At 32.8% G+C, this 17,351-nt stretch carries 15 protein-coding genes; all 15 read right to left on the reverse strand.

Annotation, left to right across the window (positions count from 1 at the left end; translation table 11 throughout):
- Positions 1–207: 207 nt before the first annotated feature.
- Positions 208–816, reverse strand: a complete 609-nt coding sequence (pdxT, locus tag C1715_RS18655; RefSeq protein WP_102401993.1) for a pyridoxal 5'-phosphate synthase glutaminase subunit PdxT — start codon at positions 814–816, stop codon at positions 208–210.
- Between the two features lie 56 nt (positions 817–872).
- The gene (pdxS, locus tag C1715_RS18660; protein WP_102401829.1) at positions 873–1,742 is read right to left on the reverse strand and encodes a pyridoxal 5'-phosphate synthase lyase subunit PdxS; all 870 of its coding nucleotides are present in this window, start codon (positions 1,740–1,742) and stop codon (positions 873–875) included.
- Positions 1,743–2,094: 352 nt separating this feature from the next.
- A complete protein-coding gene (locus C1715_RS18665; protein WP_102401830.1) occupies positions 2,095–3,033 on the reverse strand; it encodes a DUF4097 domain-containing protein in 939 nt (312 codons plus the stop codon).
- A 10-nt stretch (positions 3,034–3,043) separates the two neighbouring features.
- Positions 3,044–3,703, reverse strand: a complete 660-nt coding sequence (locus C1715_RS18670) for a permease prefix domain 1-containing protein (protein WP_102401831.1) — start codon at positions 3,701–3,703, stop codon at positions 3,044–3,046.
- Positions 3,704–3,705: 2 nt separating this feature from the next.
- On the reverse strand, positions 3,706–4,038 hold the full coding sequence (locus tag C1715_RS18675) for a PadR family transcriptional regulator (RefSeq protein ID WP_102401832.1): 333 nt from the start codon (positions 4,036–4,038) through the stop codon (positions 3,706–3,708).
- Positions 4,039–4,361: 323 nt separating this feature from the next.
- The gene (locus tag C1715_RS18680) at positions 4,362–5,039 is read right to left on the reverse strand and encodes a HesA/MoeB/ThiF family protein (RefSeq protein ID WP_102401994.1); all 678 of its coding nucleotides are present in this window, start codon (positions 5,037–5,039) and stop codon (positions 4,362–4,364) included.
- A 1-nt stretch (position 5,040) separates the two neighbouring features.
- Positions 5,041–5,268 (reverse strand): MoaD/ThiS family protein, encoded by a 228-nt coding sequence (locus C1715_RS18685; RefSeq protein WP_102401995.1) that lies wholly within the window; start codon positions 5,266–5,268, stop codon positions 5,041–5,043.
- Positions 5,269–5,714: 446 nt separating this feature from the next.
- A complete protein-coding gene (locus C1715_RS18690) occupies positions 5,715–7,541 on the reverse strand; it encodes an aldehyde ferredoxin oxidoreductase family protein (protein WP_102401833.1) in 1,827 nt (608 codons plus the stop codon).
- An 885-nt stretch (positions 7,542–8,426) separates the two neighbouring features.
- Positions 8,427–10,322 (reverse strand): sigma-54-dependent Fis family transcriptional regulator, encoded by a 1,896-nt coding sequence (locus C1715_RS18695; protein WP_102401834.1) that lies wholly within the window; start codon positions 10,320–10,322, stop codon positions 8,427–8,429.
- A gap of 171 nt (positions 10,323–10,493) precedes the next feature.
- Entirely contained in the window at positions 10,494–10,925 is a 432-nt protein-coding gene (locus C1715_RS18700; protein WP_102401835.1) for an MOSC domain-containing protein, read from the reverse strand.
- 357 nt (positions 10,926–11,282) lie between these two features.
- Positions 11,283–11,762 (reverse strand): cyclic pyranopterin monophosphate synthase MoaC, encoded by a 480-nt coding sequence (gene moaC / locus C1715_RS18705; RefSeq protein WP_102401836.1) that lies wholly within the window; start codon positions 11,760–11,762, stop codon positions 11,283–11,285.
- Between the two features lie 3 nt (positions 11,763–11,765).
- The gene (gene moaA, locus C1715_RS18710; RefSeq protein ID WP_102401837.1) at positions 11,766–12,725 is read right to left on the reverse strand and encodes a GTP 3',8-cyclase MoaA; all 960 of its coding nucleotides are present in this window, start codon (positions 12,723–12,725) and stop codon (positions 11,766–11,768) included.
- A 288-nt stretch (positions 12,726–13,013) separates the two neighbouring features.
- Complete coding sequence (locus tag C1715_RS18715; RefSeq protein ID WP_102401838.1) at positions 13,014–14,918, reverse strand: molybdopterin biosynthesis protein; 1,905 nt, start codon at positions 14,916–14,918, stop codon at positions 13,014–13,016.
- Between the two features lie 348 nt (positions 14,919–15,266).
- On the reverse strand, positions 15,267–16,493 hold the full coding sequence (locus tag C1715_RS18720) for a molybdopterin molybdotransferase MoeA (protein ID WP_102401839.1): 1,227 nt from the start codon (positions 16,491–16,493) through the stop codon (positions 15,267–15,269).
- Positions 16,494–16,826: 333 nt separating this feature from the next.
- Entirely contained in the window at positions 16,827–17,330 is a 504-nt protein-coding gene (gene mog, locus C1715_RS18725; RefSeq protein ID WP_102401840.1) for a molybdopterin adenylyltransferase, read from the reverse strand.
- Positions 17,331–17,351: the final 21 nt, after the last annotated feature.

Here is a 17,351-nt window from a genome sequence, read left to right on the forward strand (position 1 = left end):
TATGGCTAAAAGATTAGAATTTGTTAAATTAAATTTATTGTTCCGAGCTCTTTGGAGGAGAAAATTCATAGTTCCACCACATTGTACCCTATTGTGGATTAATCATAAAATAAAAATAACAATTAAATGTCCAAAATAGAAAACAAAGAGAGCAGTTAACTGACCCCTATTAAAAGTACCTAATACTTTTTATTCTAAATATACCTATTATTTTTTACCTAAAACAAATTTCTCAATAAAATACTTATGAAACTCCAAGTTACTGGAAAGTTCTGGGTGAAAAGAAGTAACTAATATATTTTTCTCCTTGGCTGCTACTATATTTTCACCTACTTTATGAACAACTTTTGTTTCTTTAGAAACTTCTACTATATAAGGTGCTCTTATAAATATAAGCTCTAATGGTTCATTACAAACTTCATATATATTATCCAATGTAACAAAGCTATCTAATTGAGAGCCATAGGCATTTCTCTTAACCTTTATATCCATTACTCCAAGATGGCATATATCTTCTCCTTCTATTTCCTTAGCTAAAAGTATCATTCCCGCACAAGTTCCCCAAGCTGGAAGCCCTTTACTTATAGCTTCTGCTAGCGGATGTAAAATATTCCTTTCTCTCAATATTTTACTTATAGCAGTACTCTCTCCACCTGGCAATATAATGCCATCTATTTGATCTAAATCTTCTATTTTCTTAACTTCTATAGCATCATATCCTAGCTTTCTTATGTGATTTATATGTTCTACTACCCCACCTTGAATAGCCAAAACTCCTATAACTAAGTGGCCTTTAGATTCGAATTTCTTATCCATATCTAGCTGTTCATTAGCATTAACATGCTTTTTCATATCCAAATCGCAGCTCAAAATTACCATCCTCTCTCAGCATATCTAGTTGATAAATCCTTTAGCTCTAAACCGCTCATAGGCTCACCTAAATCCTCAGATACTTCTGCAATAATCTTAGGATCATTATAATAAGTGGTAGCCATCACTATAGCTTTGGCTCTTTTTTCTGGATTTGAAGATTTAAATATTCCTGAGCCTACAAATACTCCCTCTGCCCCTAGTTGCATCATGAGAGCTGCATCTGCTGGCGTTGCTATTCCCCCTGCTGAGAAATTAACTACTGGAAGCTTACCATTTTCCCAAACGTATTGTATCAAATCATAAGGAGCTCTCATTTCTTTAGCTATACTCATGAGTTCTTCTTTTCCTGCATTTTTTACCGTTTTCATATCATTTATTATAGTTCTCATATGAGTTACAGCTTCCACTACATTCCCCGTTCCTGCTTCACCTTTCGTTCTTATCATAGAGGCCCCTTCTCCAATTCTTCTTAAAGCTTCTCCTAAATTCCTAGCTCCACAAACAAACGGTACCTTAAAATCTTTTTTATTTATATGATAAACCTGGTCTGCTGGAGTTAAAACTTCACTTTCATCTATATAATCTACTCCAATAGCCTCCAAAATTTGAGCTTCCACAAAGTGACCTATTCTAACTTTAGCCATAACAGGAATAGAAACCGCCTCTTTTATTTCTTTTATCATCTTTGGATCAGACATCCTAGCTACTCCACCCTGTTTTCTAATATCTGATGGAACTCTCTCCAATGCCATAACTGCAGAGGCCCCTGCCTTTTGAGCTATTTCAGCCTCCTTTGCATTAACCACATCCATAATTACTCCGCCCTTTAACATTTGAGCAAGATTTTTATTCAATTCATATCTCTCCATTACTAATCCCCCTATAAATAATAGTTTCTTTTGAAATACAGTATATTATTTACAAATGAATTTTTCAAATGTATCGATACATATAGCCTATCTATTATTGTAGCATTGATACATACTTTATATCTGTTTATCATATTTTTCATAACGCTAAAACAACAGGACATTACTGTCCTGTTGTAATTTCATAATATTCCAACATAATTAAGTCTATTTTCTAGGGCTGTAGCATTAAGAAATTCACATGCAATATATTGTTTTGCAATTTTAAAATAATATCTCGTAGAATTTATTCTTAGTGCAACAGCCCCATTTTAATATGCCTTTACTTTTTAATCTTCCCTACACATATTCATTACGGCACCTTTACAACATCAATATTTCCCGAGGTTGTATTAGTATTGATTTTTTTATATGGAGCAGAGCCTATCTTACCATAAGCTTCATTTTTTTTCTCACTTTCATAATCCATATGGAAATCAGAATGTATATCTCCTGAAGAACATTTTCCAGTGAACTTAAAGCTTATTTTTTCCGGAATCTCTATTTTAATATTTCCTGAAGTAGATTCTATATTTGAATAATCGCTAATGTCTTTATATCTAATTTTTATGTTTCCCGATGTTGCATGTGCATTTCCAGAACCTTCAAGAGAATCTATAGATATATTTCCTGATGAAGCATTAAACTCATAGTTTTTTGAATCTATTTTTTCTACATTTATATTTCCGGAAGTAGTTTTCAAAATGACTTCTTTAGCCTTAATATGATATTGTCCTTTAAAGTTTCCAGAACTCTGAGTAGATTTTAAATTATTTAATGTTAAATCAGACTCAATTTTAACATTACCTGAGCTTAAATTTATCTGCAAGTTCTTATTATAATCTTTAGGTATATATACTTCTATTTTTTCATTTAAATTAAAACCAAATATAAAAAACACTCTTTTACTTTGATCTTTTTTAATAGATATATTGTTACCCTCTTTAGTTATTATAATTTTTTCTTTTTCATTAATTTTGCCTGTAGCTTTTTGAACTACTTTAAGCTTCTGCTCATCTGTTGATTTTATAATTACATTGGAGCTATGAAAATCCAACATTATATTTTCACAGTTATCTATTGATGTATTCTCCTCATGCTTAATTTCATAGTTATTATTCTCTATATTTAATAAAGAAAAAATATCTCCAGAACTTTTTCCATAATAAATACCATTTATTAAAACCGTTGTAAAAAACACTGCAACAATTGCCAATATTATTATTCTTATTTTTATTAAAATTTTATCCATAATTACTGCCTCACTGCTTTTTTAATTGAAAACTTAATACTATAATTTTTTCTATGGCAGCACCTATTATAAATATAACCCAAGAGTATGCCCAGCTGCCAAAGTGGAAACTTATAAAAATATAGACAACTACAATAACCATCCACAATATTGACTTAATTGAACTTAATATTTGCTTCTCCTTTTCATTGCAGTACTTCCATTCCTTGAATTCTTCTACTACAGTGTCCTCTTCTCTTAAATATTTGGGTCTAGAACTATTATCGTATACTAACATACAGGTAGCCACACCACACATTAAAATCATTATGCAGACTGCCACCTCTTCATTAATATTAAAAACTTCTGTAAACAAAATAAGCACAACCACACTCATTATATATATTCCTATAGCTGTTGTTAAAACTATTGCATGTTTTCTTCTTTCCTTTTCTATATTTAAATAGCCATTGACATCTTTTTCTTCCAAACCTCTAAAAAGTTCATCTACGTCCCCTATTCCATCAATAGCGATTTCTATAGCATCTTCTTCACTTTTTCCTTCGTTTATCAAATCATTATATTTTTCTATAAGATTTCCCCAGAGCTCATCCTTAAGTTCCATTGCAGCTTTTGTTTTCGGTACATACTGAAAAATTTCATTAAATCTATTGCGTAAATTTTCATGCATAATTAAACACCCCCATCAATCAAAGTATCTATTATTTTTTTTGATTGTTGCCATTCTTGTTTATTTTGCTTTAGTGCCGCCCTACCAAGTTCCGTTATAGAATAATATCTTCTTCTTGCTCCTGTAGTTTCATTTCCCCAGTAGGATGTTATCATAGAAGCTTTCTCAAGCCTTCTAAAAGCTGAATATAGTGTAGCTTCTTTTAATTCATACTGGTTATTTGTTTTCTCCTTTATAGACTTATTAATCTCGTATCCATAACTATCTTTATCCACTAAATTAGCTAAAATTATAGTTTCTGTGTGACCCCTTATTATATCGGAAGTTATAGACATATACCCACTCCTTTCAATTCCTATATACTATATATTCTTTGTCCTTGTCATATATTTCAATAAAATCTAATTGTTATGGTTACAGTATAATTATATATACCTCGCCTGTCAAGGTATATATTTTATTTATATATATTTTTTTGTAATATACATTTTTTTAGAAGCTACAGTAAGACTCTACGAGTAAAATGGCTAGTTACTTATTCCTTTTAGAACAATGAAAAATATATAAAAGTATGCAAAAACAAGCAATAATAAACAAAAATAGATGAAAATAGATGAGAATAGACGGGAATAGACATAAAACGGTAGGTGCCAGGCACCTACCGTTTTATTATTTGAAAATCTTGCCACAAAAGATCTATCATCAGTATTTTGTTTCTTAAAATTTCTCCCCTGTTTAGTAGCACCTTTACTGCTTCACTTACCTGTATGGAGGCAACTACTGCTGGGGTAAAGGAAGGATTTCCAAGGGTGGTTTCTATACCCTTTTTGTTTTTATCCTTGTATATATTTTTTAAGGTTTTGTCTCCCGGAAATATGGTTGTGACTTGACCATACCATCCTGCGATGGCTCCATGTACGAAAGGTATTTTAAGTTTTTCACAGGCCTCCTGAAGTAAAAATCTAGTTTCTATATTATCCACTGCATCAATAACCACATGATGACCTTTTAAAATATCCCACACATTATCCACATTAATGAAATTTGTAATAGCTTCTACTTCTATTAAATCATTAACTATTTCCATTCTTTTTTTAGCTTCTATAGCTTTATTTCTACCTAAATTTAAATTACTGCTGATGATCTGTCTATTTAAATTAGATTCACTAAAACTATCTCCGTCCACTACTGTTATATGACCGATTCCAAGTCTACCTAACATTTCAATGACGTATCCACCTAATCCACCACATCCAATTACACACACTGAAAAACTCTTAAGCTTTTCATTTTCCTCTAGGGAAAGAGCCTTCATGTTTCTTTCATATCTACTGATGTTAACCACCTCCCACTGGTGGAAATAATGATAATACGTCTCCATCTTTTAAAGGGGCATCTGCGGTACCGTCTCTTCCATTTATAAGTAATATAGCTACTTCTTCCACAGGAATCTGGAGTTTTTGTAGTATATCCCTAGGTACTATCTTCTCCTCGCTTATTTCCATAAAATATTTTTTCTCTCTACCCTCTCTAAAATATGCAAATAACCGAACTTCAATCTTCACTTTCTCACCTTCTTTCAACTTTTCATCCTGCGCCTGCCTACCATAATGCTTCAATCTTATACAGTTATCCAGTAACAACAGAAAGACTTCCATTTTCTAATATTGAAAGCCTTTCTATTTTCTTAAAGCTATTTTATGATTATCCCACAAAAATCATTACATTACTTGAATTATGAAATTTCTTTGGAATGACTTTCATAAGAAGCCAAGGAACTGTTTAAATTTAATTTTACAAATTCTTCTTTTAGACAGATAAAATTATCGTAAGCCTTAAAAGGACGCCAGGCTAGCGAACCTGATGCAGGACGTTGAATGTGAGCGTTAGATAATTTTATATGGTTAAAAGATTAGAATTTCTTAAATTAAATTTATTGTTCCGAGCTCTTATGCAAGTCATTGAGGAGAAATTTCATAATTCCACTACATTGTACATTATTGTGGGTTAATCATTTTATATATTCCTCATATTCTTCAAGTCCTAATTTGTTTAGAGTTTCTGCTGTTGGTATACCCTTTTCGTCCCAGCCTCTTACTGAGTAATATTCAGGAAGCAATTCACTTAATTTATGAACATATCCCTTAGAAGGTCCATCTGGAATAGGTTCCTTAAGCAATCTCTTTGGAAGTGTATCATGTGTACTGTCTATGCCTGCCTGTAAATTAAATAATTTTTCTAATGTCCAAACTCTATCTCCGGCAAGCATTATGGACTCTGCATCATGCAATTCTCCGCCTACAACAGCATTGTACATATCTACGTAATCCTGTACTCCAAGTCCAAAAGTTGTAAATATACATAAACCTAAAGAATCTATTACAGCTGTTAAGTCATGGAATATCTTAGCATAAGCTGCTTTTCCTTCTAGTGAAAATCTATCAAGTTTTTCTGGATATCCAAGTATTTCTGGACTTATCATGTAGCCTTTTATATGGCAACCTCCTCTATTGTTAACTGCATAAGTTATACCGTGACCTTGAATTCCTCTTGGGTCATATGCTGGTAATTCTTGTTTTTTAACTGTCATAGAGAATTCTGGAACACCGTAAGATTCACATAGTCTGTAAGAACCATCTGCCATCTTATCACCAAAGCCTTCTCTTAATCCCATTTTTCTTGTCCAGCCCACAACAGCCTCTGCATCTCCCCAATTTAAAGATAATCCATCTGCTGCAATGTCCTCATCTTTTATATATCCTTTTTCATATAATTCCATAGCTGCTGCAATAGTTGCGCCTGCGGAAATTGTGTCAAGACCATACTCATTGCAAAGCATATTAGCCACGTTAATAGCATTTAAATCATAAACGTCACAGTCAGAACCAAATGACCATAAAGTCTCATATTCAGGACCTCCACATTCCGTTCCGTCATCTAGTTTTACCCATCTACCACAAGCTATAGGGCATCTGTAACATGGATTCTTTCTCACAAGACAATCCTTAGTAAGAGTTTCTCCACTTATTTTATCTGCCTCGTCAGTGTATGCTTTTTGGAAGTTTCTAACTGGATGTACTCCATTTTCATTAATTATATTCACTAGAACAGCTGAACCATAAGTAGGTAGTCCGCCCCCTGCTACTGGGTCGTCTCTTAATATTTTAATCTTTTCTAGTGATACCTTTTTAGCTTCTTCCTCATTAGCTACTTGAACTTTTCCTGAACCTTTAACTACTATAGCTTTTAAGTTTTTAGAACCCATTACAGCTCCAACGCCACCTCTACCTGCAGCCCTGTCCACATCGTTCATGATGGCACCTAAAAGTGAAAGTCTTTCTCCTGCTGGTCCTATGCATAAAACCTTTGCTTTAGCATTTGTTTCCTCGCAAAGCATCTCAGTAGTTTCCAATGAAAGCTTACCCCATACGTGATTCGCATCTCTTATTTCTACTTTATCATCCTCAATATTCACATAAACATGATCATCTGCTTTACCTTCTATTATTATCATGTCATAACCTGCATTTTTAAGCTCTGTTCCCCATTTTCCACCGGAGTTTGCTATTCCAATGGTTCCAGTTAAAGGAGCCTTAGTTACTACCATATATCTTCCGCTGGTTGGCATAGGTGCGCCTGTAAGTGGCCCTGTAACTATTATAAGTTTATTTTCAGGAGATAGAGCATCTATCTTAGGATCGATTTCTTCAAATAAAGTTTTAACCCCAAGTCCTCTACATCCTATAAACTTTTTAGCCTTTTTCTCGTCTAATGGCTCTAAAGTGCACTTTTTATTAGTTAAATCGATCCTCAAAACCTTTCCATTATAACCGTACATATGCAATTCCTCCTATATAAATTCATTTGCTAATTTATATGAGCAAATTGCATGCCAAACAAATTCTAGTTCAAGAGCTTTATTGTTTTCTAATAAAAACCACTATTTTGAAGCATTAATTATTAATGTTCCAGCAAACAGTATTGCAATTTAATAAACACTATCGCTAATTAAATAAACTCTATTATAGTTCAAATACCCTCTATTACTGGCTTAATATGATTATTTCGCAACATTACTGTGTTTTTCATGTTTTTCGGTTGTTTTTCTTTACTTTTCATCAATTTTACTTTGTTTTTTGTTTAGACTTTTATGGAATTTTATCAGTTTTAATCTACATTTTATCAAATATTATAATATATTTTATTAACATTTATAAAAACAATAACATTAAAAATATTATTAGCAAAACGAGAATCTCGTAATAGTATCTAGTTATTTCTATTTTTTGTTCCATTTAAGAGCATTTTTCATCTTTTCACTGTTCCATTTTAGAATTTTGTTCCGTATTAGCACACTCTGTATATTTATCACTATACATGAGAAAATTTCATTACATACATTCACAATTTATTTCCTAATCATATTTATTTCCTAATGATATTTATTTTCTAATCATATATTGCTACATTCATGGTTATATTCTGAAGCATAGCTTCCTACATTCATGGTTATATTCCGAGCATAACTTCCTAAATTCATAATTATTTTCTAGAACATATCTCGCTGTATTCGGAGCCATTTTCTAAGCTGTCGCTCCTCACTTCACAGTTATGCTCTTCCCTATATTTCCACTGCATTTTATGGTAAGCCTCCATATTGTACGACCCGGATCTAGCAATTTTTTATATGCTAAAACTTAATCTTTATACTTATATTATATTGCTATAATGAGTACTTTTCTATTTTTCTATAAAGAGTATTTCTACCTATACCCAGGGCTTTTGCAGCAGAAGAAATATTGCCATTAAATTTATCGAGCACATTTTGTATATGGTTTCTTTCAACAATTTCCAGATCAAAAACCATACTTTCTGCCTCCTTAGTTGTATATACTCCCTCTTTAATATTATAGTATTTTATATCATTTAATATCTCAACGCTCTCTGCATTTATTATAAGTTCTATCACATTCTCCAGCTCTCTTATATTTCCCGGCCAATCATAATTCATAAGTGTCTCCATGTAAATAGGTGGTATTTCTACTTGTCTTTTGTTTAAATGTTTAGAAGTTTTATTCATAAAATATTCCACCAAAAGAGGAATATCATCTCTTCTCTCTCTTAATGCTGGTAAATTTATAGGAAGCACATTGATTCTATAAAATAAATCTTTTCTAAAATTACCCTTCTCTACTTCCTCTCTTAAATCCTTATTTGTAGCAGCTATTATCCTAGAATTAACAGGAATTTGCTTGGAACTTCCTATTCTATTTATTACACCTTCTTCTATTACCCTCAAAAGTTTTATTTGCATATCAAAAGGCATCTCACCTATTTCATCAAGGAATATAGTACCGCCATCTGCAATTTCAAATTTCCCTGCATATCCACCTCTTTTCGCTCCAGTAAATGCACCCTCCTCATATCCAAATAGCTCTGATTCTATTAAATTTCTTGGGATAGCTCCACAGTTAACAGCTATAAAAGGCTTATCTTTCCTATCGCTGTAATTGTGTATTGACTGTGCAAAAACCTCTTTTCCCGTACCGCTTTCTCCAGTTATAAAAATAGTAGACCTACTATCTGCTATTTTTTTAGAATAATTTATTATATTTATAAGTTTTCTATTTTTACCTATGATTTTGTCAAAGGTGTAAACGGCCTGACCCCTAAGTATTCTACCTGCAAGCTTTCTAGCCTTTTTCACATCTAAAAATACACAAGTTACTTCAAAAATTCTCATAGCTGAATCATATATAGGATATGCACTTAAATTTAGCTGAAGTTTATTTTTGCGTACATTTACATATACATCTTCATGCATAAAACTCCCTTTGTTATAAATCTCATCTAAAACCATAGGCCACTCGGGAATTAAATCCCATATCTTCATGTCTTTTATTTCACTCTCACTAAATCCAAATAACTCTAATACATTTTTGTTTATGTTTTTTATAGTACCAGATAAGTCTGAGGTTAATATGGCTGTAGGGATTGAATTAAACACATTCTCCATACCCTTTTTAGATGCTGCTAAAGCTGCATTGTAATTATTTAACTCTATCATCTTTTCAATGGCATTAACTGCTGCCACTACCATACCTAAAGTATGTGGATGCACATTCTCACTATATCCTGTTAAATCAAGGACTCCTATTATTTCTCCATTGACATTTTTTATAGGTGCTGCGGAACATGTCCATTTGTGATAAGCTTCAATATAGTGATCTTCTCCAGATATTTGAATAGGACCTTTTTCGTTTAAGGCTATACTCATAGCATTGGTTCCTATATTTTCTTCATTCATATATGCTCCTGGAATCATCTTTATATTAAACGCTTCCTCTAATATAACCGTATCACCTATAACATTAAGAATACAGCCATTCTTATCTGTAAGAATAACAAAAAAGTTAGATCCTTTAACAAATTGATAAAGCTGATTCATAAAAGGCGTGGCAGTAATTATTAATTCGGAATTTTCCTGCATAATTTTCTTAAGTTCCACATCTTTTATTATTTTCTTACTATATACCAATCCCTTACTAAGTCCCAAACTTTGACATTTCTCATGAGACTTTAGCACGCATGACTTTTCCTTTGTTAGATTATTGTCCATATAATCATCTACCCCTTTAAAATAACTTATAATATGATTATCCTACAAAAACATTACATTGCTTGAATTATGAAATTTCTCTGTAATGACTTGTATAAGAAGCAAAGGAACTGTTTAAATTTAATTTTAGAATTTCATAATTCCACCGCATTGTACCTTTTTGTGGTTTAATCATAATATTTCTATTTCATCCCCAGCTTTAATCCAACCTTCTGATAATACCTTTGTGAAAATTCCTTCTCTAGGCATTATACAATCACCTATAAGTTCCCTTATTTGACAACCTGCATGGCATTCCTTACCTATTTGTGTTACTTCCATCAGTACCTCTCCTATTTTAAGCTTAGTGCCTACGGGTAATTCGTATAATACTAATCCTTCTGTAGTTATGTTTTCTGCAAACTTGCCGGTACATAAACCTTCAAGCCCTAGTTTCTTCATTTTATCAATGCTTTCTGTACCTAAAAGACTTACCTGTCTGTGCCAGTTTCCTGCATGAGCATCTCCCACAAGACCATGGTCTACTTTAAATAATCCTTTTTCTATAGGATGTTTTATCTCACCTTTTTTTTCACTTATATTAACTGCTATTACTTTTGCCATTTTAAAATTCCTCCTTTTTGTTTAATTTTAATTTTTTCTTTATTTTCGCTTCTATTATTTCCAAATACTCCGATTTTTTTGTTACCTTTAAATTATATTTTATTCAAAATATACCCAATTTCTTCTGTTACTTCCTACTCTTAGTTCTTTCTCCTTACCCCTTACTTCTTACTTCTTATTTTTTACTTCTTATTTTTTACTTTTTACTTCTTACTCCTTACTTCTTACCTCTTACCTCTTACTTCTTACTTCTTACCTCTTACTCCTTACTTCTTACTTCTTACTTCTTACCTCTTACTCCTTACTTCTTACTTCTTACTTCTTACTTCTTACCTCTTACTCCTTACTTCTTACCTCTTACTTCTCTTCCCTTTGAAATACTCCAGATTTTCCGCCGCTTTTTTTCATAAGCTTTATATCTGATATTATCATTTCTCTGTCTATAGCTTTGCACATATCATAAATGGTAAGAGCAGCTATGCTTACAGCTGTTAAAGCCTCCATTTCTACTCCTGTTTTTCCTGTATTTTTTACTGAAGCAGTTATGTCTATTTTATTGTTTTCAAAATCTAATTGAAAATTTATATCGCAGCCATTTATCATTATAGGGTGACACATAGGTATAATGTGCGGTGTAGACTTGGCCCCCATAATACCAGCTACCTGAGCTACTGATAACACATCTCCCTTGGATATGGTACCCTCTTTTATCTTCTGAAGAGTTTCTCTCTTCATATTTATACAACCATAGGCAATACCTTCTCTTTCTGTGTCCTTTTTGCTGCCTACATCTACCATTTTAGCTCTTCCTTGCTCATTTATATGCGTTAATTCCATATTTTAGCCTCCAATCTGATACATCATCTTTTTACTTTTACTCTTTTCATCCTCCACCAAATGATGTTCTAATGGTTTATCATAAATGGCCTCAGTTATCTTAGATAAAAGAATTTTGCTATCATTCACATACTCTTTTATATTTATTTCTTTTTCAGAATGAAGACATGGCTTTAATGTGCCTTCAGCCGTTAATCTTACCCTATTACAATTGCTGCAAAACTTACAACTCATAGGGCTTATAAATCCTATATTTTCTTTAGCTCCATTAAATCTATACAATGCCGCTGTACTGCTTTTATTAGTTTCCACAGGTATAAGATTTTCATGTTTTGATATTATCTCTTCTGAACTAATATAACTGTTTTTATATATTTTACTTCCTTCACCTATGGGCATAAGCTCTATAAATCTTACAGATATGGGATATTCCTTTGTTAAATTCATGAAATCATCTATTTCATCATCATTAATACCCTTCATAATTACAGTGTTGATTTTTACAGGCTTCATTCCAATGGATAGACATTTTTCAATGCTGTTAAAAACCTTATTTATATCTCCACCTCTTGTGATATTCTTAAACCTGTCCCCTTTTAATGAGTCCAGACTTATATTAACCCTTTTTAATCCAACTTTCTTTAAATCCTCCACCCTATCCTGTAGAAGCATGGCATTGGTGGTCATGGCAATGTCTTGGATAGAACTTATTTTTGATGTATAATAAATTAATTTATCCATATCTTTAAGTATAAGTGGCTCTCCACCTGTAAATCTAATCTTATTTATTCCTATAGTTGCCGCTGCTTTAACCACATTAAAAATCTCTTCATATCGCATTATGTCCTCATGTTGTTTTTTCTCAACACCTTCAGTAGGCATACAGTAAATACATCTTAAATTACATCTATCAGTTACGGACACTCTTAAATAATTAATTTTTCTTCCATGCTTGTCTAACATTGGGCTCCTCCTTTGTTTTAGTTTTGGTCATTTACATTGCTACCTTAATGTATAATAATTTTCAATGTAATTAAACCGCAAAGGTACAATGTGGTATAATTGTTGATTTTATCCTTGATGGCTTGCATAAGAGCTCTAACAATAAATTTAATTTAAATAGTTTCTTTGCCTCTTATGCAAGTCATTACAGAGAATTTTCATGATTCAAGTAATTTAATACTTTTTTGTGGGATAATTTTAATATAGAATTTAAAATATAAAATTAGAATAAATTTCAACTTATTTGTCCTATAACAAAACAATATTTCCTGCTTCACTATAATCATATCCACCTAATTCGTCCAATTTTTCTTTGAATTCCTGACTCTTTATAATATTTATAAATTCTTTTATGGTTGGCATGTCCAAAAACTCTGTTGGAATTGCTATGTCATATTCCTCATTGCAAACCGGTATGAAATCCAGTCCCATCATACTGGCAGCAGAATATACTCCAAGCCCACAATGAGCGTCCCCATTCTCTACAGCAGCTGCCACTGCTAAATGAGTGTATTCTTCTCTTGTATAACCGTCTATTTCTCTAGGATTTATACCTAATTTCTTAAGGTTGTAGTCAAAAAGAAGTCTTGTACCTGCTCCCCTTTGTCTATTCACAAACTTCATTTTTTTATCCTTTATATCTTTAATTGAAGTTATATTATTTGGATTTCCCCTAGGCACCATAATGCCTTGAATTCTCTTTACACATTTTATTAGAGCCATAGGTTTATCTCCAAGATATTTTTTAATATAGCTTATATTGTATTCTCCCGTTTCCATATCTAAAAGATGTACAGGCGCTATGTGGGTTTCTCCATTTTTAAGTGCCATTATTCCTCCCATACTGCCTACATGAGCTGAGGACAAGTAATATTCATCACGGTTTACATGAATTAAATCTGCTACCACATCTATAATAGGATCATGGCTACCTATACAAACTACAGTATTATTTATTTCCTCTTCATCTTTTAAAAGTTTTACCTCTACCTCTGTTCCCCTTTCTATACCTTCAACATTTTGAGGAACTTCAAGTATTCCGTCAGCTCTAACTAAAGACATGGTAGCACCAGCGCCCCTATTTAAAGGTGTAGCCACAAGCTTATCTCCAACTTTTCCTAATTTTATTCTTACAAATTCAAGATATTTCAGTGATGACATGACCCTTTTAGATAAAATGGCCTTTACAGTTTTAAACTGGCGTGGCTTCTCTCCCGCAAAGCTTTCCACAATTCTACTTACGAACATCTCCATAACTACATAGGCTGACACAGGATATCCCGGTATTCCTATAACAGGCTTATGGCCTACTTGTCCGAGAATTACAGGTTTTCCTGGCTTTATAGCTACTCCATGTATATACACCTGACCAAGTTCACTAATAACCTGTGATGTGTAGTCCTCTCTTCCCGCAGAGGAACCTGCATTTACAAGGACCATGTCACATTCTTCCGATGCCCTTTTTATAGTGTTTTTAATTTTTTCATAATAATCCTTTACAATTGAATATCTTTTAGGAATGCCACCATATTCAAAAACCTGTGCTGCAAAGGTTCTTGAGTTGAAATCTATTATATCTCCTGTTTTCAGTTCACTGCCTGGCTCCACCAATTCTGTACCCGTTGGGATTATGCCTACCACAGGTCTTTTATAAACTTCTACCTCATTCACTCCTCCTGCAATCATTGCTGATATATCCACAGGCCTTATTTTATGTGATGATGGCACAATAAGAGATTTCTCCACTATATCTTCTCCTAAAGGTCTTATATGTTGATATGGGGCAGCACTTTTGTATATTTCCACCTTTTTATCATCTACTTTTATTAAATCTTCCACCATTATTACACAATCGTATTCCCTAGGAATAGGGTCTCCCGTGTCCACCACTATATAATCTTTTTCTTCTTCAAGAACTATGTGCTTTTTTTCATTTGCCCCCAAAGTTTTTTCGCTGTTAAGAGTAATTCCATCCATAGCTGAAGAATTATAAAATGGAGATGATATCTTAGAATACACCGGTGAAGCTGTTATTCTGCCACTGGCATCCTCTGTTTTTATTACTTCCTTTTGCTTTGTTGGTGATATCTTACTAAAATAAAGCTTCACTGCCTCTTCAAGTTCATAATTTGAAAGATAAATATTTTGACCCATATTATTTCCATTGCCAATACACTATAAAAATCTATACCCATTTTTCAATTTCTTGTTCAACGTGTCCGATTTTTCTATAAAACTACTTTAGTTTGCTATAAAATTCTCAGTACTTAACTTAACATATAATACTACTCCTTGGTTTTAATTTTCCATATAATATAACCGGTTAAGCTTAATTTTAATTTTTCATATAATATAACTGGTTGAGTTTAAGTTTTCATGTAGTATAACTGGTTAAGTTTAAGTTTAAATTCCACGCATATTATACATATATTTTATGCAAGTTTATTTTTAAGATTTTTATAGATTCATGGCAACAGAGTTCACCTCCTTCTATTCTAGTAATTAAAACCTATATACAAATACCTTCTCACCTTTTTTCAATCCCTCAAGATTCTTGTTTATTTTTACAAAACCATAGGCCTTGGAAAAACCACTTATGAGTCCTGATTTAGAAAATACAGGCGATGCAATTATTTCATCTCCCTGCCAAGACAATGTAACTGGCAAATATTCTTCTCTCCCCTTTGCGCTGTGATAATTTATATCAAATTTACAAACTATAGGGAAAATTTCTTCCTGACGTCCTGTGATTTTATCAATATAGTATTTAACCATAACCTTATATACAATGGCCGCTGAAAGAGGGTGTCCCGGCAATCCAAAAACAATTTTATCCTTAACTTTTCCTATGATGGTTGGTTTTCCAGGCTTTACTGCTATACCGTGTACAAAAACCCCTGGCTCTCCTAGGCTATTTATAACATCTATAGTAACGTCTTTTTTACCTACTGAACTTCCACCGGATATAAGTACAATATCTGCCTCATCTACCGCTTTATTAACAGTACTTTTTAAAAGCTCAAAGTCATCTCTTATTACTCCATAATTAACTGGAACTCCACCATCTTCAATAATGCAAGCTTCTAAAAGATATGAATTTATATCCCTAACTTCCCCTTCCTTTGGAGTTTCATGGGGTGCTACTATCTCGTCTCCAGTGGATATTACAGCTACCTTAGGTTTTCTGCATACAGGCACTTTATATATTCCAAGGCTTGATAATACCCCTATTTCATAAGGCCTAAGTTTCTTGCCTTTTTTTATTATTACCTCACCTTCACTTATATCTTCACCTATCTCCACAACATTTTCTCCATAGGCGGTGGCCTTATCTATAAGCACTGTGTCCTCATGAACTTTTTCAGTGTATTCCACCATAACCACAGAATCTGCTCCCTCTGGAAGCATGCCTCCTGTAGGGACGTATATGCAATCTCCAGGAAAATCTATGCTAACCTCAGGCTTTTTTCCCATAAGCACTTCACCCTTATAATTCATCATGGCTGGCATACTCTCACTAGCTCCAGCCACATCCTTGGAGTTTACAGCATAACCATCCACGGTGGATCTTCTAAAATGTGGTACATTTATTTTGGAAATTATATCCTCATATATGACACTGCCCATGCTGTCCAAAAGTTCTACTTTTTCACTTAAAGGCTTTATATTAAAGTTCTTTTCTATAAGATTTCTAGCTTCTTCAATAGACACAACATTAAATAAATCCACGTTTATACCCTCCTTAAATCAATGTATATCCAGTAATTTCTCTAGCAATATGGGGTTGTGGCACTAAAAATAAATTCTACGATATATTATGTTAAGTTCAAACTTGCAAACAATATATTGTATGTAAAATTCTTAATACGACATCACCATTAAGCATGAATATAATATGTTTCAACTATAATGTTTTAATAAAATGCATATATTACCAGACGTATATATTACCAGGCACTACCATTGATTACCCAAATAATATATATAAATTATCTAACACATCTTCACCTAGTCATACTTAATTTATCCAACAAATTTTGCCTTGGTGTAAGTATAATTAAATTATCTAGCACATTCAGATGCCTGTCCTAGCAAAATTTCTATTCCATGTGGTATAGCCGGCAACACTACTTCTAGATTTTCCACTGCTGCTTTAGGGCTTCCTGGAAGATTTATTATAAGAGTATCTTTTCTAATGCCAGCAATTCCTCTGGAGAGCACAGCTTTAGGTGTTATAGCTAGAGATCCCGCTCTCATGGCCTCACCAAAACCTGGTACATACTTTTCAATTACCTCTTTTGTTGCCTCTGGAGTTACATCTCTCTTGGAAAAACCTGTGCCTCCATTAGTAATGATTAGATTTACTTTTCCTTCATCACATAATTTAATAAGCTCATCACTTATAATATCTATTTCATCTGGTATCACCTTGTAGTATTCCACTTGATAATTATCTTTCTTATAATCCTCCTTTTGTAAAAGCTTCTTTAAGACTTGTCCTGTTTCATCTACTCTCTCTCCCCTAGAACCTTTATCACTTATAGTAAGAATGGCTGTTTTTATCATAAATTACCTTTAGTGAGAAAA

Source organism: Haloimpatiens massiliensis (genome assembly GCF_900184255.1).
Lineage (GTDB): Bacteria > Bacillota > Clostridia > Clostridiales > Clostridiaceae > Haloimpatiens > Haloimpatiens massiliensis.